The sequence below is a fragment of the Pseudomonas sp. B2021 genome (assembly GCF_018135665.1).
Classification (GTDB): Bacteria; Pseudomonadota; Gammaproteobacteria; order Pseudomonadales; family Pseudomonadaceae; genus Aquipseudomonas; species Aquipseudomonas lactis.
In genome coordinates this window covers 5839743-5857219 of sequence record NZ_SMOF01000001.1, presented here as the reverse complement: position 1 = coordinate 5857219, position 17477 = coordinate 5839743, and the positions used below count along the sequence as shown (strand labels likewise).

Below are 17477 nucleotides of genomic sequence, written 5' to 3'. Positions count from 1 at the left end.
TTAGTGGCCGCTTCAACATTTTTATTTTTCTGAGAGCTTTTCCTTGGCCCACCCCGCCCAACGTCGCTGGTACCTGCCGGTTTTCAGCGTCGCCGCCCTGGTGCTGTTGCCGCTGAGCGTGCTGCTGCTGTCCTGGCAAAGCATTGACCCACAGATCTGGTCGCACCTCTGGGACACTCAGATGCCCCGCTTGCTGGGCAACACCTTGACCCTGGTGCTCGGTGTCGGCCTGGGCGTGACGCTGCTGGGAGTCAGCTTGGCCTGGCTGACCAGCCTGTGCGAGTTCCCCGGGCGGCGCTGGCTCGACTGGGCACTGATGTTGCCCTTTGCAATCCCTGCCTATGTGCTGGCCTTCGTGTTTGTGGGCCTGCTGGATTTTGCCGGCCCGGTGCAAACCCTGCTGCGCGAGTGGTTCGGCACGGGTCTGCGTTTGCCACGGGTACGGTCCACCAGCGGCGTGGTCATCGTGCTGGTGCTGGTGTTCTATCCCTATGTCTACCTGCTGGCGCGTAGCGCGTTCCTGGCCCAGGGCAAAGGCTTGATGGAAGCGGCGCGGGTGCTGGGGCAATCGCCATGGCAAGCGTTCTGGCGCGTGGCATTACCCATGGCGCGCCCAGCGATTGGTGCCGGTGTAGCCCTGGCGCTGATGGAGACACTCGCGGATTTTGGCGCGGTCTCGGTGTTCAATTTCGACACCTTCACCACCGCTATCTATAAAACCTGGTACGGCTTTTTCAGCCTGTCCAGCGCCGCGCAGCTGGCCAGCCTGTTGCTGCTGGTAGTGATGTTGGTGCTGTATGGCGAGCGACGTGCGCGCGGGGCCAGCCGACCGAGCAATGAGCGCCCGCGGGGCAAGGCGTTGTACCACTTGCGCGGATTCAAGGCCGTGGCGGCCAGCGCCTGGTGCGGTCTGGTTTTCGCCTGTGCATTCGTGATTCCGATGCTGCAACTGGTGACGTGGTTCTGGCAGCGTGGCCGCTTCGACCTCGATGAGCGTTACACCGGGCTGATCATCCATACCCTCTACCTGGGCGGGATCGCAGCCCTGATCACGGTCAGCGTGGCGTTGATACTGGCGTTTGCCAACCGTCTGGCGCCGACCCGTGCGATTCGCTCCGGTATCAGCCTGGCCAATGTCGGCTATGCCTTGCCGGGCTCGGTGCTGGCGGTGTCGATCATGTTGGCGTTCAGCTACTTGGACCGCGAGCTGGTGGTGCCGCTCTCCGGATGGCTGGGCGGGGCGGGCAAGCCTTTGCTGCTGGGCAGCCTGTCGGCACTGGTGCTGGCGTATCTGGTGCGGTTTCTGGCGGTGGCCTACGGGCCGCTGGAAAACAGCCTGGCGCGAATCCGTCCGTCATTGCCTGAAGCGGCACGCAGCCTTGGGGTGAGCGGCCCACGACTGTTTTGCAAAGTGTATCTGCCGTTATTGCTGCCGGGCACGTTGAGCGCAGCGCTGCTGGTGTTTGTGGATGTGCTCAAGGAAATGCCGGCCACCTTGCTGATGCGCCCGTTTGGCTGGGACACCCTGGCGGTCCGCATCTTTGAAATGACCAGTGAAGGCGAATGGGCGCGGGCGTCTTTGCCGGCGCTGACCCTGGTGCTGGTCGGCTTGTTGCCGGTCATCGGGCTGATTCGTCGCTCGGCTCGGCAAATCGGTTAGGTGCCAGTCCTACGGCTTGAGGCTACAATGCGCGGCATTCGGTGCGCTCCGTCTTTCGGATCGACCTGCTGTATGTGGCTGCGGGCCTTGTAATACAAGGTGTTCGGCGCAAGTGGCAGCTCTGCGCGCCTTCGCCAAGCCCGGAAGGAGAAACCCATGGGACAGCGTACGCCTCTGTATGACCTGCATCTCGCCCTCGGCGCGAAAATGGTCGATTTTGGCGGTTGGGATATGCCTTTGCATTACGGCTCGCAAGTTGAAGAACACCATCAGGTGCGACGCGACTGCGGGGTCTTCGATGTATCTCATATGACCGTGATCGATGTCACCGGCCCCCAGGCCAAGGAATGGCTCCAGTACCTACTGGCCAATGATGTCGACCGACTGCACGGCTGTGGCCGAGCGTTGTACAGCGCCATGCTCAACGAGCAGGGCGGGGTGGTGGATGACATGATCGTCTACCGCACCGAAACCGGTTACCGCTTGGTGGTCAACGCCGCCACGCGTGACCAGGACATGGCCTGGATGCAGGCGCAACTGGACAGCTACTCAGTGCAACTGCATGAGCGCTCCGAGTTGGCCATGCTCGCCATCCAAGGCCCCCACGCCCGGCAGAAAATCGCCGAACTGGTGACCCAGTCCCGTGGCATCCTGATCCATCAGCTCAAACCGTTCGAAGGCCGGGCCGACGGCGACTGGTATATCGCCCGCACCGGCTATACCGGCGAAGACGGCCTCGAAATCGTGCTGCCGGCCGATCAGGCACCGGGCTTTTTCAACGACTTGGTAGGCGCTGGCATTTCCCCCATCGGCCTCGGTGCGCGCGACACCTTGCGCCTGGAGGCCGGCATGAACCTGTATGGCCAGGATATTCACCAGGCCGTCTCACCCCTGGCGGCCAACATGGCCTGGAGCATCGCCTGGGAACCTGTCGAGCGTAACTTCATTGGCCGCGCCGCGCTGGAAGCAGAAAAGGCAGCCGGCGTGCAGTTCAAACTGGTGGGGCTCGTCCTCGAAGAACGGGGTGTGCTGCGCGCTCATCAGGTGGTTCGTATCGCCAATGTTGGCGAAGGAGAGATCACCAGTGGTAGTTTCTCGCCTACGCTAAGCAAATCCATTGCGCTGGCGCGTGTGCCGACGGCGACTGCCGACCGGGCCGAAGTGGAAATCCGCGGCAAGTGGTATCCGGTTCGAGTGGTCAAGCCGACCTTCGTGCGCCATGGCAAAACCTTGATCTAACCAATTCCGGCAGGCCGAAGGCCGCTGACATTTCATCTTGAGGACACAGACTATGAGCAATATCCCTGCCGACCTGCGTTTTGCCGAAAGTCACGAATGGGCCCGTCTGGAAGCTGACGGCACCGTGACCGTCGGGATTTCCGACCATGCACAGGAAGCTTTGGGTGATGTGGTGTTTGTTGAGTTGGCAGAGGTGGGTGCCAATTTTGAAGCGCAAGGCCAGGCGGGTGTGGTTGAGTCGGTGAAAGCAGCCTCGGATATCTACTCGCCGGTTGCCGGCGAAGTGATTGCTGTCAACGAAGAGTTGAGTGGCAGTCCTGAGCTGTTGAACTCCGACCCGTACGGCGCCTGGATCTTCAAGCTCAAGCCAAGCGACAAGGCCGAGCTGGACAAGCTGTTGGATGCCGCCGGCTACAAAGCCGCCATCGGCGAATAATTGCAATAGTTACAACGACACAAATCAATGTGGGAGCTGGCTTGCCTGCGATTGGATCACCCGGGTATCACCGATACACCGAGGTGCCAGCATCGCAGGCAAGCCAGCTCCCACAGTTGACTTGTTGTGATCAGTCTCTTTTCAATACAGCTTTAACCGCCGCTACAGCCCGCTCCACATCCGCCTCTGTCATCGCCGTGAACATCGGCAACGACACGATCAAACGCCCAACACGTTCGGCCACCGGGAACATGCCTTCCTTGAAACCCTGTGCCCGATACAGGCTCAGCAGGTGGATTGGCGGGTAGTGATAGCCGATACCCACGCCGTGGGTCTGCATCTGCTCCATGAACGTCGCACGGGCCGGCAGGCCATCCTGGCGCTCCGGCAACACCAGTTGGAACAGGTGCCAGTTGCTGTTTTCGAAGTCGGCCGGCGGCAGTTGCGCGCCGTACTGGGCTTCGAAATCGCTGCCAAAGCATTTGAAGTAGTGCCGTGCCAGGTTCTGACGATGGGCGGTGATCTTCTCGATGTGCGCAAATTGCCCCAGGCCGATGGCGGCGGCAATGTCGGTCATGTTGAACTTGCCACCCAGCACATCCACATCCAGGCCATCGAAGCCGCTGCGGGTGACGCCTTGCAGGCGGTACTTCTCTGCCAGACGGGCCTCCTCGGCATTGTTCAACACCAGGCAGCCGCCTTCGGACGACGTGATGTTCTTGTTCGCCTGGAAGCTGAAGGACACGAAGTCGCCGGTTGCGCCGATGCGTTCTCCATCCCAGCTGGAACCCAGGGCCTGGGCAGCATCTTCGACAATGCGCAGGTTGTACTTGTTGGCCAGCGCATAGAGCATCGGCATATCCAGGGGCAAGCCGGCCAGGTAGACGGGGATGATCGCCTTGGTGCGCGGGGTAATCGCGGCTTCTACCTGAGCCAGATCGATATTGCGCGTCACCGGGTCGATGTCGGCGAAGACGGGAGTGGCGCCGACTTCGAGAATCACGTTGGCCGTGGCAACCCAGGAGATTGGCGTGGTGATAACTTCATCTCCAGGCCCGATCCCGGCGATGCGCAAGGCGATCTCCATGGTGCAGGTGCCCGAGTTGAAGGTGCGCACCGGACGTCCGCCAAAATACTCCGACAACTGTGCTTCGAACGCCTGCACCTTCGGCCCGCTGGTGATCCAGCCGGAACGCAGAACATCGCCGACCGCCGAGATGGTGGCTTCATCAATGGTCGGTTTGGAAAACGGCAGGAAGGGCTGTTGGCTCATGACGAAGAAGGCATCCGTTTCAGGTAGGCAATTAAAATAGACGTGTCAGTAGGGCATGGTTGCATGCTGAGACTGAATATAGCCTGTCATCCATGAACGATTCGTCATGCAGCAGGCAAAAAAATGCCGCTTGAGAAAGCGGCATTTTTTATGAGGGCAGTTGTTACTCGGTTACAGCATTCTTCGCCAGGATGGCGTTAGCCAGTTCCATATCGGTGGCTTGAAGGCCAGGGTTATCGGCGCGGACCTTCTGCATGGCCGCTTCCAGGTACGGGCCGCGAATGCCGCCGTCGCTGGCGACGAAGCTGCCGGCGTCGTCTTGGGCGGCGACCACCAGCTTGTGGTCCTTGAACGTCAGGTAAGTCGAGCCAGTGGTGGCGCCCGACGAGATGACATTACGCCAGAAGCTATCGGCCATGGCTGAGCCGACAGGTAGGGAAAGCACAGCGAGGGTTGCGACAGCATATTTGAGACGCATGATGGGTGACTCCGGTGGGTTATCTGTACGTTTTGATTGTAGTTAAGCCGATCCAGTTCCATCACTGACTAAACAGTTTCAACCTTCAAAATCACCCCATCCTGGCCAACCACGCGGACTTGAGCGCCCACGGGGGCGTCGACACCGGTGACCATCCATACGCCATCGCCGACTTTGACCTTGCCGCGACCATCCACAATGGCTTGATGCACCACGAAAGTGCGCCCGACCAACTCTGAACCGCGCTCATTCAACCCCGGTTGATCGCTGGCCTTGGCACTGCTGCGTTGGCGTTTCCACCAGTACACGGCGGTCAGTATAGACAACACCGCAAACAGCAGCAGTTGCCATTCCAGCCCCAGCGGTGGGAACAGGAACTTGATCACGCCCACGGCTGCGGCGGCGATGCCCATCCAGAGCAGGTAGCCTCCGGCACCGAACACCTCGAGAATCAACAGCACGGTGCCCAGTGCTAACCAGTCCCAGAACGACAAATGCAGCAAAAAGTCCCACATGGTGTTGGCCTCAGCCTTTCTGGTTGCCGAAGGTTGCCTTGACGATTTCGCCGATACCGCCCACGGCGCCAATCACCTGGCTGGCTTCCAGCGGCATCAGGATGACCTTGCTGTTGTTGGCCGACGCCAGCTTGCCCAGGGCGTCGATGTATTTTTGCGCGACGAAGTAGTTCACCGCCTGCACATTTCCCGACGCAATGGCTTCGGACACCACTTGTGTCGCCCGCGCTTCGGCTTCGGCCTGGCGCTCGCGCGCCTCGGACTCCAGGAACGCGGCCTGACGGCTACCTTCGGCTTCAAGGATCTGCGCCTGCTTCTTGCCTTCCGCTGTCAGGATCGCCGACGCCCGCAGGCCCTCGGCTTCGAGGATCTGTGCACGCTTGATCCGCTCGGCTTTCATTTGGCCGGACATGGCGGCCATCAGGTCGGCGGGCGGGCTGATGTCCTTGATCTCGATACGGGTGATCTTGATGCCCCACGGCGCGGTAGCTTCATCCACGGTGCGCAGGAGTTTTTCGTTGATGCCGTCACGCTGGCTCAGCATGGCGTCCAGCTCCATGGAGCCGAGTACGGTGCGGATATTGGTCTGCAGCAGGTTGCGGATAGCATGTTCGAGGTTGTTGACCTCATAGGCGGCCTGGGCGGTGTTGACCACCTGGAAGAAGCACACGGCATCGATCTGCACGGTGGCATTGTCGGCGGTGATGACTTCTTGAGGCGGGATATCCAGCACGCTTTCCATCACGTTGATCTTGCGGCCGATACGGTCCATCACCGGGATGATGATATTCAGGCCAGGCTTGAGGGTGTTGGTGTAGCGGCCGAAACGCTCGACGGTCCATTGGTAGCCCTGGGGCACCACTTTGAACCCCATGAACAGGATGGCGATGGCCAAGCCCACGAAAAGAAGCAGTACGGTTCCGATCTGCATAGCGATTCCCTATCTGGAGGTGTCAGTGAACGACATTAGGCCGATTGTAACGGTCTGGTCACGGATAAAGACGGTTTCATGGCCCAACAAACAAAGGATTTGTTTCTGAATCCCCTGGCGTGACCCGCAACACCTCCGTCATCGTGGTCAGGCCGGCTTTCACTTTCTCGATGCCGGCCATGCGCAGGCTGCTCATGCCCTGCGCCAGTGCCCCACGGCGCAGGGCTTGTACGTCCGCACCCGGGGTGACCAGCGCCTGGAGGGCTGGGTCCATGAGCATGATTTCATACAGCCCGGCCCGGCCTCGATAACCGCTGTCACGGCATTGCGCACAGCCGACAGCATCAAAGCCGCCAGCGTCCTCCTGGCCCACGGGGCGCTTGCAGTGGCTGCACAGAACCCGCACCAAGCGCTGCGCCATCACGCCTATGAGCGTGGCTTTGATCAAATAGTGAGCAATGCCCAGTTCCTGCAGGCGGCTGATGGCGCTGGGCGCATCGTTGGTATGTAGGGTAGAGAGCACCAAGTGCCCCGTCAGCGCGGCCTGGATAGCCATCTCTGCGGTTTCCTGGTCGCGGATTTCGCCGATCATGATGATGTCCGGGTCCTGGCGCAGCAGGGCGCGGATGCCGCTGGCGAACGTGAGGTCGATGTTGTGCTGGACTTGCATCTGGTTGAAGGCGGGCTCGATCATTTCAATCGGGTCTTCCACCGTGCACAGGTTGACCTCGCGGGTCGCCAGTTGCCTGAGGGTGGTGTAGAGGGTGCTGGTCTTGCCTGAACCGGTCGGGCCGGTGACGAGGATGATGCCGTGGGTGCGTCGCGTCATGGCGTGCCAGCGTTGCTGGTCGGCGTTGGACAAACCCAACTGGTCAAAATCCTTGAGCAGCACCTGAGGGTCAAAAATTCGCATCACCAGTTTTTCGCCGAATGCCGTGGGCAGTGTGGAAAGCCGCAATTCCACTTCGACACCCGCAGGGTTCCTGGTTTTGACGCGGCCATCCTGGGGTTTGCGTTTTTCGGCCACGTTCATTCGCCCCAGGCTTTTCAGGCGGCTGACCACGGCCATGGTGACCTGCGGGGGAAATTGATAGACGTCATGCAGCAGCCCATCAATGCGAAAGCGCATCCGACCCTGGTCGCGGCAGGGCTCGATATGGATATCGCTGGCTCGTTGGCCAAAGGCGTATTGCAGCAGCCAGTCGACAATGTTGACGATATGCGCGTCGTTGGCATCCGGCTCCTTGTCACTGGCGCCGAGGCTGAGCAAGTCGACATTGCCAGGCGCCGTCATCTTTTGATCCGCGCCGCTGACGGACTTGGCCAAGCGGTAAAATTCGTTGATACAGCGTTGGATATCCTGGGGGTTGGCAACCACGCGCTTGATCGTGCGTTTGAGCACCTGGGACAGCCCGGCTTCCCAGGCGGTGATATGGGGTTGGGCACTGGCGACCGTTACGCTGCGGGCATCCACGGCGACTGCAAGAATGCCGTGGCGCTGGGCAAAGGCGTGGGACATCAAGGGCACCACGGCTGCCACATCGATCTTCAACGGGTCGATGTGCAGGTAAGGCTGGCCGACCTGCCGGGCCAGCCATTGGGTCAAGGTCTCCAGGCAAGGGCCCTGGGCTGCGATGCATTCCAGGGGGTGCTGGCTGGCGGGCGCTGGCACCACCTTTTGCGCCGCCTGCGCCGTGATCAGCCCTTGCTCGACCAACGCCGGCAACAATTGCTGCAGTTCCAAGGGGTGATCGTGAGCGGCGACGGGCATGCAGGTTTTCCTGGGCGGCTTGGGTGTAATCCCAGGCTAGCGAGCCGCTGAAGATCCTGCCTGCGCGTGTATTGCAGGTTTTTACTGCGCCATCGCCGCCAACGCTTGGGGCCGCTCGGAATCAGCCGACCACAGCTCCAGGGTGCAGACGCTGACCAGGTTTCGAATCTTTTCACCGATCACCTGGGCGCGGTGCCAGCTCAGGCCGGTCATCACGATATCGATGCTCAGTAGGTCGGCTTCCCGGTTCGCGCTGACCTGGGTGGGCGTGAGCAATTGCAGCGCGAAGTAGTTGAGCACCCGGCACAGCACGTCCGGTTCGGCCTCGGCGACGATGTGATAGTGCGCCCGGCAGTGGCTGCTATTGGCCGCCCACGCATCGACGCGGGTGGCAGGGTAGGCGGTTTCGACGGCGTGCATGCTGACTCTCCAAATTCGACTGGAGGAATTTTTACATTCGCCTCGGGAGATTTCTTATCTAAGATGAGCCTGTTTGGCGATAAATCGACTCAATCAATTCAAGATCAGCCTATTAACGGGTACGTTTATGCACAGTGAGTTGGACGCCTACGACCGCCGCATCCTGGCCTTGCTGCAAGAGGACGCCTCGCTCTCCAGCGCACAGATTGGCGAGCAGGTCGGCCTGTCTCAGTCGCCATGCTGGCGGCGCATTCAGCGGCTCAAGGAAGAGGGCGTGATCCGCGGCCAGGTCACCCTGCTGGACCGCAAGAAAATCGGGCTCAACACGCAGATTTTCGCCGAGGTCAAACTCAACGCCCACGGTCGCTCCAATTTCACTGAGTTCACCGAGGCGATTCGCGGTTTTCCGGAAGTGTTGGAGTGCTACGTGCTGATGGGAGCGGTGGATTTTCTGCTGCGTATCGTCACCTCGGATATCGAGGCGTACGAGCGGTTCTTCTTCGAGAAGTTGTCGATGGTGCCGGGCATCCAGGAGGTCAACTCGATTGTGGCGCTGTCGGAAATCAAGTCCACCACCAGCCTGCCAGTATTGCGCTGACAGGGAGGGCCTCATCGCGGGCAAGCCCGCTCCCACAGGAAACTGTCTCTTACCAACCAGCCGATAACCGATGACTCGCTGGATGCGCGTATGCACCCGGCGATAGCGGTATTACAGGCGCAGAAGGGTCTTCCAGGCACGGTTCTGATACACCGCAATCGCCTGGTGCATACGCGCATCCAGCGATTCATCGGTAATCGGCTGGTTGGCCAGGTGTGCCAGCTTGTTCAGCTCGCCGTACAAGCGGTCCAGTTCAGGAATGTCCACCACCTGGCGCGCATGGTGCAGCCAGGCCTGGATGCGTTCGATGCGCGGCAGTTGCTCGGCCAGGTCTTCCGGCTGTTGCTGGTAGCGCTGCAGTTGCAGGGCGACGGCGTCGTCGGCCAGCAGGCGTGGCAGCCAGTTGGTGATTTGCGCAGCGCCCTGGCGGTTGCCACGCACGTTACGTTCGGCTGTCCAGGTGCGAGCCAACAACCAGCGCGAGAGGTTGAGTGAGAACAGGCCCCACCGCACGTCTTGCAGCTCTTCGATGAACTGCTCTGGCGCGGCTTTGCGGATGTCTTCATCGTCGTCACCGGCCTGGACCAGCGGGCGCCAGTCTTCCAGCAACGCATCCAGGGCGCTGCGCAGTTCGCTGGTGGATTGGCGCGGCGCGGCCTGGCCGAGGCTGCCGATCAGGGCGCGCAATTCACCGAGGTTCTCGACCCAGTCTTGCAGCAGGCGCCAGTGGCCATTGAAGCGGTATTGCTCGGCCAGGCGCTGGCTGCTGCCCAGCAGGTACCACAGGATCGCGGCGAAGGCGTCGTCCAATGGCATTTCGGCGTGGATCTGTGGCGCCGGCAAGCTCAGGGAATAGCTACTGGCGTCATACAGGCGGTAGCCGCGTTCGGCCTTGCTGATGTCGCACGGCATCAGGGCCAGGGTCGCGGCCAGCTCGGCAGCCAATTCCAGCAGGGCAGCCGGTTCGCCTTCGCGCAATTCCAGCTCCAGTTCGCAGATTTCTTCTTTCTGCTTGCCGACCACCACGTGGCCCAGGTCCAGGGCGGCTTCGATCACCACCTTGGCCTTGCCACGGCCCCAAGCGATCTCGGCGCGTTCACGCACGAAGTCGGTGGTGAAGATCGGCTTGAGGGTCTTTTTGTCCAGCTCGGCCAGTTGCTCGGGCCAGCACTCGCCATCGAGTTTCTTCACGTCGAGCTTGGCTTTGGGCAGGTCCCAGTTGTATTCGTTGCGTTCCGACAAGCCGGCGACGCTTTGGCCGCGGGTCTTGAGGGTCTGGATGATGTCGTCACCATCCTTGCGCAGGCGCAGGGCAACCTTGGCCTGGGCCAGGTCACGCTCGGGGGTGTCGAAGTACTGGTTCATCAACTCACGGCGTTCCCAGCCACTTTTGTTGCGTTTTTTCAGTAACGGGTGCTCACGCAGCGCAACGAGTGTTTCGCGGCTGACGCGTAGCTTGATTTCGGTTTCTTTCTGCATGGCCGGAAAATCCAGGATCGGGAGCGCAGCCGGGGAAAAGTGTGGCTGCCAAGGTCGTGCAGTGTACAGGACTGAGCCCGGCAACGTGCCGCAACGGTTTATTGTGTTGCGCAGATGCCTCTATAGTGAGGTTCATCCGGGAAGTTGGGAGACCGCGCATGCCGTTACCGTCCATGAAAGAGCAGTTCGCCGCCTTGATCGCCGCGCCGTCGGTGAGCTGCACCCAGGCGTCTCTCGACCAGAGCAACCGTCCGGTGATCGACCTGCTCGCCGCTTGGTTGGGCGACCTGGGCTTTGCCATCGATATCCAACAGGTCAGCCCCGGCAAGTTCAACCTGTTGGCCAGTTTCGGCAGCGGCCCCGGTGGCTTGGTGTTGGCGGGGCATAGCGATACCGTGCCGTATGACGCGGCGCTGTGGAACACCGACCCCCTCAAGCTGACGGAAGTCGACGGCCGCTGGGTAGGACTGGGTAGTTGCGACATGAAGGGTTTCTTTGCCCTGGTTATCGAGGCGGTATTGCCGCTGCTGGGCCAACCCTTCAAGCAACCGCTGTTGATCCTGGCAACCTGTGACGAGGAAAGCTCCATGTCCGGTGCCCGTGCGCTGGCCGAGGCGGGGCGGCCGCTGGGTCGTGCGGCGGTGATCGGCGAGCCGACCGGGCTCAAGCCTATCCGCTTGCACAAAGGCGTGATGATGGAGCGCATCGACATCCTCGGGCGCAGCGGCCACTCGTCGGACCCCAGCCTGGGCCACAGCGCCCTGGAAGCCATGCATGACGCTATTGGCGAGTTGCGCGGCCTGCGCCTGGCCTGGCAGCGCGAGTACCGCAACGCGCAATTCAGCGTGCCGCAGCCGACCATGAACTTCGGCTGCATTCACGGCGGCGACAACCCCAACCGCATCTGTGGCCAGTGCTCCCTGGAGTTCGACCTGCGACCCCTGCCGGGCATGGACCCCGAGGTGCTGCGCGCCGCGATTCGCCAGAAGCTCGAACCCGTGGCCGAGCGGCATAAGGTCAAGATCGACTACGCGCCGTTGTTCCCCGCAGTGCCACCCTTTGAGCAGCCCGAAGACGCCGAGTTGGTGCGGGTGGCGGAACGTTTGACCGGTCATCGTGCCGAAGCAGTAGCGTTCGGCACCGAAGCGCCTTATCTTCAGCGCCTCGGTTGCGAAACCCTGGTGCTCGGCCCTGGCGACATTGCCTGCGCCCACCAGCCGGGCGAATACCTTGAAATGTCACGCTTGACGCCTACAGTGCGTCTATTGCGGGAACTGATCGAACACTACTGCCTGAAACCTGCATAAATTAACCCCTGCCCATTCGTACATAAGGAGAGTGAGCGTGTCGCCAAGCCTGTTCCGACGATAACCATCAGCCGCTGTGCGCTTTCACGATTGATCCTTTATTTGGCTGCTTTTTATTACAGGCCCAGGTGTTATGCCCGAATACGTCAATTGGCTTCGTCACGCTTCGCCCTACATCAACGCCCACCGCGACTGCACCTTTGTGGTCATGCTGCCCGGCGATGGTGTGGACCACCCCAACTTCGGCAATATCGTCCACGACCTGGTGCTGCTTCACAGCCTGGGTGTGCGCCTGGTGCTGGTGCACGGCTCGCGCCCGCAAATCGAAACCCGCCTTGAAGCACGCGGCCTTACCCCGGCTTACCACGAAGGCTTGCGCATCACCGATGCCGCGACGCTGGAATGTGTGATCGACGCGGTGGGCCATCTGCGCATTGCCATTGAGGCGCGCTTGTCCATGGACATGGCGTCCTCGCCGATGCAGGGCTCGCGCCTGCGTGTGGCCAGCGGCAACCTGGTTACCGCGCGGCCAATCGGCGTGCTGGAAGGCGTGGACTACCACCACACCGGCGAAGTGCGCCGGGTCGATCGCAAGGGTATCAACCGCCTGTTGGACGAACGCTCCATCGTGCTGCTGTCGCCCCTGGGGTATTCGCCTACCGGCGAGATCTTCAACCTGGCCTGCGAAGACGTCGCCACCCGCGCCGCCATCGACCTGGGTGCCGACAAGTTGCTGCTGTTCGGCGCCGATCCCGGTCTGATCGATGAGAACGGCCGCCTGGTGCGTGAATTGCGCCCACAACAAGTGCCTGCGCACCTGCAACGCCTGGGCAGCAACTATCAAGCCGAACTGCTCGATGCCGCTGCTGAAGCCTGCCGCGGTGGAGTAGGGCGCAGCCATATCGTCAGTTACGCCGAAGATGGCGCCTTGCTCACTGAACTGTTCACCCGCGACGGCGGCGGTACGCTGGTGGCCCAGGAGCAATTCGAACTGGTGCGCGAAGCGGCGATTGAAGACGTCGGCGGTTTGCTGGATCTGATCAGCCCGCTGGAAGAGCAGGGCATTCTGGTGCGCCGCTCGCGGGAAGTGCTGGAGCGTGAGATCGAACAGTTCAGCGTGGTCGAGCGCGAAGGCATGATCATCGCCTGCGCAGCGCTGTATCAGATTGCGGATTCGGATGCGGGGGAGCTGGCGTGCCTGGCAGTGAACCCGGAGTACCGCCACGGCGCGCGCGGCGATGTGTTGCTCGAACGCATCCAGACCCGGGCGCGCGCCCAGGGCTTGAAAACCCTCTTTGTACTCACCACCCGTACGGCCCACTGGTTCCGCGAACGCGGCTTTGTGCCGAGCAGCGTAGACCGCCTGCCGTCGGCGCGGGCGTCGCTGTACAACTATCAGCGCAACTCCAAGATCTTCGAAAAGGCCCTGTAAAAGATTACTGCTCTGTGTGGGAGCTGGCTTGCCTGCGATAGCGGCGCCTCGGTTTATCTGAAGGACCGAGTTGCTGGCATCGCAGGCAAGCCAGCCCCCACACTGGACCGCGCTTTTATTCTGGGATGAATTTATCGGTCACGTAGGCCGAATAATCCGGCAGCACCGTCTCCACCTTCCCCTGTTCCTTCAAGAACTTCGCCGTCTCCCCAATCGCCTTCGCCGTGCCGCCCTTGAGCAGCGCAGCGGTTTGCTGTGCCTGCGCATCCGGAAACGTCGTACCAGCCAAGAGTTCCGGAATGTCGTCGGCATTTGAACCTGTCAATTTGGCAATTTTCTGAACTGGCTCGGAATCCACCGTCCAGCTGTCTTTGTGGGCGGCATAGTCGGCAAAGGCATCCAGGGTAACTTTGGCGAACTTGGCCACGACGTCAGGATGTTTTTGCGCAAAATCCTTGCGCGCCACCCACACCTCAAACGTCGGCGCGCCCCATTGGCCCACCTGCGCCGCGTCTGTCAGGGTTTTGCCGGTCTTGCGGATTTCGCCCAGGGCCGGCGACCACACGAAAGCCCCATCAATATCGCCGCGCTTCCAAGCGGCGGCGATTTCGGCTGGCTGCAAGTTCACCACTTTGACTTGCTGGGTGTTCAACCCCCAGTGTTTCAGCGCGCCGAGCAGGCTGTAGTGGGAGGTCGAGACGAACGGGGTGGCGATGGTTTTGCCGATCAGGTCTTGAGGGTTGTCGATGCCACTGCCGTTGCGCACCACCAGGGCTTCAGAAGCGTTGATCTGTGCCGATACGATAAACGCCACAATCGGCAGGTTGCGCGACGCCGCCGCCGCAAGCGGGCTGGAGCCGAGGTTGCCGATTTGCACATCACCCGAAGCGATGGCCGTGACCACCTCTGGCCCGCTGTTGAAGCGGCGCCAGGCGATTTTTTCGCCGATGGCTTTTTCGTACAGGCCGTCGGCCTGGGGAACCTTGCTGGGATCGATGCCGGTCTGGTAGCCCACCGTCAGGTCGGCGGCGTTGACACCAAAAGAAAGTAATAGCGATACAAAAACTGTAACAAATTGACGGGAGGATGTGCGTTTGGCCATGATGGCGTCGCCTTTTTGATCGTGAGTGACGTATGCAACCGTACGACCACACTAATCGATCTAAAAAAGCACCAGTAAATACCCTTTAGGAATTAGCTTATGGAGCGGCGCGTCTATCCTGACCGGCCAGCTTCACGGAAAGTCTTATTCCTGGATCGTATGAAAAAGAATGAAATAATTCTTTTTGGGTGTATGAAAAACTCATTACCCTGCAGGGACCAAATCAACTGCGATTAGACGAAGGTAGTAGACACACTAGGTTACGATTGACTTGGTAGTCACTATCTGGCGCTAATCGCGCATCTGTGGATCGAGGGCGTCAGACCCGAGACCAAAGAAATACAAAAATTAGAAATGAGAGGAGCGGTACATGAAGAAGTCCACCTTGGCTGTGGCTGTAACGTTGGGCGCAATCGCCCAGCAAGCAGGCGCTGCCGGTTTCATCGAAGACAGCAAGGCCACACTGGGCCTGCGTAACTTCTACATCAACACCGATAACCGCGAAGGCACGGCCAACCCGAGCCGCAACGAAGAATGGGGCCAAGGCTTCGATCTGCGTTTCATCTCCGGTTACACCCAAGGCACTGTTGGCTTCGGTCTTGACGCAATCGGCCTGCTGGGCGTTCGCCTGGATTCGGGCGGCGGCACCAACGGTGCGACTGCCAGCTCTTACGGCGGCACTATCTTCCCGAGCAAGTCCAATGGCGAAGCCGTTGATAACTACTCGAGCCTGGGCTTGACCGCCAAGGCCAAGATCTCCCAGACCGAACTGAAGCTGGGTACCTTGCAGCCTAAGCTGCCGGTCATCGTCACCAACGATGGTCGTATGCTGCCGCAGACCTTCCAGGGTGGCCAGATCACCTCCAGCGACATCAAGGACCTGACCCTGGTTGCCGGCCAGATCGAAAAAGCCAAGGGCCGTAACTCCAGCAACAACGAAAGCCTGTCCATCTCCGGCGCCAACAGCCGTGGCGTGAACTGGCGTTCGAGCAACAAGTTCTACTACGCCGGTGGCGACTACAAGATCACCAAGGATCTGACCGCCCAGTACTACTACGGCAACCTGGAAGATTTCTACAAGCAACACTTCCTGGGCCTGACCCACAACTGGGCTATCGGCCCTGGCGTGCTGAAGTCTGACCTGCGCTACTTCAACAGCTCCGACGATGGTAACAACGGCAACCAGTCCGCTTACTTCTCGACGGGCAACTACGGCGGCGTGAACTCCGGCCGTGGCAAAGTCGACAACAACCTGTACAGCGGCCTGTTCCTGTACTCGGTAGCCGGTCACACTTTTGGTGGCGGTTATCAGGTCAGCAACGGCAGCAGCGACTTCCCTTGGCTGAACCAGGGTGACGGCTCGTCGGCTTACATCACCACCGACATGCAGATCCAGAAGTTCGCCCGTGCCGGCGAGCGTACCTGGCAAGCTCGCTACTCCTACGACTTCGCCAAAGTCGGCGTACCTGGCCTGACCGCGGGTGTGGTTTACCTGAAGGGCGACCATATCGACACCGTCTCCAGCAACCGTACCGAGTTCACCGGCCAGTCCGAGTGGGAACGTGACATCACTGTTGCCTACGTTGTACCGGAAGGTCCGCTGAAGAACGTCGGCGTAGCGTGGAAAAACGCTATGTGGCGCAGCGACATCGCCAGCGCGCGTAACCAGGACGAAAACCGCTTGATCGTCAGCTACTCGATCCCGCTGTTGTAAGACTGTAAAACCTTGCCCGGCGCAATGCCGGGCAAGGTGTCTTGCTGTTCAAGTCGGGCTCAACCCCCGCAAGCCCTTCCTGAACCCCTCTTTTTTGCAGCGTCTCAAGGCCTTCTCGAACCTTGAAAGCGATGTTGGCCTCAGGCCGTTCCCAAGTCCAATGAACTGATTTTTAATATTCCTTTATCGTCTAGATAAATCGATATTTATTCTTTTTAAATCAGCAAAAATCCATGCACAGTGGGCTCCATAAGCACTCACCAGGAGCCATACCATGAGCCTAAGACTGGGCGACATCGCCCCCGACTTCGAACAGGATTCCAGCGCCGGCAAGATTCGTTTCCATGAATGGCTGGGCGACAGCTGGGGAGTGTTGTTTTCCCACCCGGCGGACTTCACGCCGGTGTGCACCACCGAACTGGGCTTCACCGCCAAGCTCAAGGATGAATTCGCCAAGCGTGGGGTCAAGGCCATCGCCCTGTCGGTAGACCCGGTGGACTCGCACCACAAGTGGATCGAAGACATCAACGAGACCCAGAACACCGTGGTCAACTTTCCGATCCTGGCCGACGCCGACCGCAAGGTCTCGGACCTCTACGACCTGATCCACCCGAATGCCAGCGATACCCTCACCGTGCGCTCCTTGTTCGTGATCGACCCGAACAAGAAGATCCGCCTGACCATCACCTATCCGGCCAGTACCGGGCGTAACTTCCATGAAATCCTGCGGGTGATCGATTCCCTGCAACTGACCGACAACCACAAGGTGGCGACGCCGGCCAACTGGCAGGATGGGGATGAAGTGGTGATCGTGCCGTCGCTTAAGGACGAGGAAGAGATCAAGAAACGCTTTCCCAAGGGCTATCGCGCGGTGAAGCCGTACCTGCGTCTTACCCCACAACCCAATCGTTAAGGCGAATATCGCCATCGCGGGGAAGCCCGGCTCCCACAGTTGACCGCATTCCCCTGTGCCGCATTCCCCTGTGGGAGCCGGGCTTCCCCGCGATGGTGGCCTCATGAACAGCAAAGGCATCAAGTTGCAAACCGTCTCACACAGCAGGGGTTTTCAGGCCGTTTCGACGGCCTTTTTTTTCGCCTGGCGATTGATTAAACACTTATGCA

At 60.3% G+C, this 17477-nt stretch carries 16 protein-coding genes; 8 read left to right on the top strand and 8 right to left on the bottom strand.

Translation table 11 applies throughout. The annotated features are described in order from the left end of the window. Positions 1-43: 43 nt before the first annotated feature. The 3 genes from E1K68_RS26540 (at position 44) to gcvH (ending at position 3335) form a co-directional block, all read left to right on the top strand. Complete coding sequence (locus E1K68_RS26540; RefSeq protein ID WP_003195296.1) at positions 44-1660, top strand: iron ABC transporter permease; 1617 nt, start codon at positions 44-46, stop codon at positions 1658-1660. 156 nt (positions 1661-1816) lie between these two features. Next, positions 1817-2899 carry a glycine cleavage system aminomethyltransferase GcvT gene (gene gcvT, locus E1K68_RS26535; protein ID WP_212614842.1) on the top strand — a complete coding sequence of 361 codons (1083 nt, stop codon included), beginning with the start codon at positions 1817-1819 and terminating at the stop codon, positions 2897-2899. Between the two features lie 52 nt (positions 2900-2951). Further along, on the top strand, positions 2952-3335 hold the full coding sequence (gcvH, locus tag E1K68_RS26530; protein WP_003195293.1) for a glycine cleavage system protein GcvH: 384 nt from the start codon (positions 2952-2954) through the stop codon (positions 3333-3335). 130 nt (positions 3336-3465) lie between these two features. Here gcvH and E1K68_RS26525 read toward each other — a convergent pair whose 3' ends face one another. The 6 genes from E1K68_RS26525 to E1K68_RS26500 form a co-directional block, all read right to left on the bottom strand. Further along, on the bottom strand, positions 3466-4608 hold the full coding sequence (locus E1K68_RS26525) for a DegT/DnrJ/EryC1/StrS aminotransferase family protein (protein WP_212614841.1): 1143 nt from the start codon (positions 4606-4608) through the stop codon (positions 3466-3468). A gap of 163 nt (positions 4609-4771) precedes the next feature. After that, the gene (locus tag E1K68_RS26520) at positions 4772-5086 is read right to left on the bottom strand and encodes a DUF2388 domain-containing protein (protein WP_003176799.1); all 315 of its coding nucleotides are present in this window, start codon (positions 5084-5086) and stop codon (positions 4772-4774) included. Between the two features lie 68 nt (positions 5087-5154). After that, the gene (locus tag E1K68_RS26515; protein ID WP_003195289.1) at positions 5155-5601 is read right to left on the bottom strand and encodes an NfeD family protein; all 447 of its coding nucleotides are present in this window, start codon (positions 5599-5601) and stop codon (positions 5155-5157) included. A gap of 10 nt (positions 5602-5611) precedes the next feature. After that, complete coding sequence (locus tag E1K68_RS26510; protein ID WP_003195285.1) at positions 5612-6532, bottom strand: SPFH domain-containing protein; 921 nt, start codon at positions 6530-6532, stop codon at positions 5612-5614. A gap of 76 nt (positions 6533-6608) precedes the next feature. Further along, positions 6609-8303: a GspE/PulE family protein gene (locus tag E1K68_RS26505; protein ID WP_212614840.1), complete on the bottom strand. Its 1695-nt coding sequence runs from the start codon at positions 8301-8303 to the stop codon at positions 6609-6611. An 81-nt stretch (positions 8304-8384) separates the two neighbouring features. Continuing rightward, on the bottom strand, positions 8385-8723 hold the full coding sequence (locus E1K68_RS26500; RefSeq protein ID WP_094773949.1) for a hypothetical protein: 339 nt from the start codon (positions 8721-8723) through the stop codon (positions 8385-8387). 127 nt (positions 8724-8850) lie between these two features. Here E1K68_RS26500 and E1K68_RS26495 point away from each other — a divergent pair, with 127 nt between their 5' ends. After that, a complete protein-coding gene (locus E1K68_RS26495) occupies positions 8851-9321 on the top strand; it encodes an Lrp/AsnC family transcriptional regulator (RefSeq protein ID WP_212614839.1) in 471 nt (156 codons plus the stop codon). A gap of 111 nt (positions 9322-9432) precedes the next feature. On the opposite strand, the gene E1K68_RS26490 is transcribed toward E1K68_RS26495, so the two are convergent. Beyond that, positions 9433-10800, bottom strand: coding sequence for a CYTH domain-containing protein (locus E1K68_RS26490; RefSeq protein ID WP_169855658.1), 1368 nt, complete (start codon positions 10798-10800; stop codon positions 9433-9435). 158 nt (positions 10801-10958) lie between these two features. Here E1K68_RS26490 and argE point away from each other — a divergent pair, with 158 nt between their 5' ends. Continuing rightward, positions 10959-12107, top strand: a complete 1149-nt coding sequence (argE, locus tag E1K68_RS26485; protein ID WP_169855659.1) for an acetylornithine deacetylase — start codon at positions 10959-10961, stop codon at positions 12105-12107. 133 nt (positions 12108-12240) lie between these two features. After that, a complete protein-coding gene (gene argA, locus E1K68_RS26480) occupies positions 12241-13539 on the top strand; it encodes an amino-acid N-acetyltransferase (protein WP_003195273.1) in 1299 nt (432 codons plus the stop codon). Positions 13540-13654: 115 nt separating this feature from the next. On the opposite strand, the gene tauA is transcribed toward argA, so the two are convergent. Next, positions 13655-14641 carry a taurine ABC transporter substrate-binding protein gene (gene tauA / locus E1K68_RS26475; RefSeq protein ID WP_057710215.1) on the bottom strand — a complete coding sequence of 329 codons (987 nt, stop codon included), beginning with the start codon at positions 14639-14641 and terminating at the stop codon, positions 13655-13657. A gap of 370 nt (positions 14642-15011) precedes the next feature. On the opposite strand from tauA, the gene E1K68_RS26470 reads away from it, so the two are divergent. Together E1K68_RS26470 and E1K68_RS26465 are read left to right on the top strand one after the other, a co-directional pair. Further along, positions 15012-16355, top strand: a complete 1344-nt coding sequence (locus tag E1K68_RS26470; RefSeq protein WP_034134017.1) for an OprD family porin — start codon at positions 15012-15014, stop codon at positions 16353-16355. A 274-nt stretch (positions 16356-16629) separates the two neighbouring features. Continuing rightward, positions 16630-17268, top strand: a complete 639-nt coding sequence (locus E1K68_RS26465) for a peroxiredoxin (protein ID WP_003195267.1) — start codon at positions 16630-16632, stop codon at positions 17266-17268. Positions 17269-17477 lie beyond the last annotated feature (209 nt).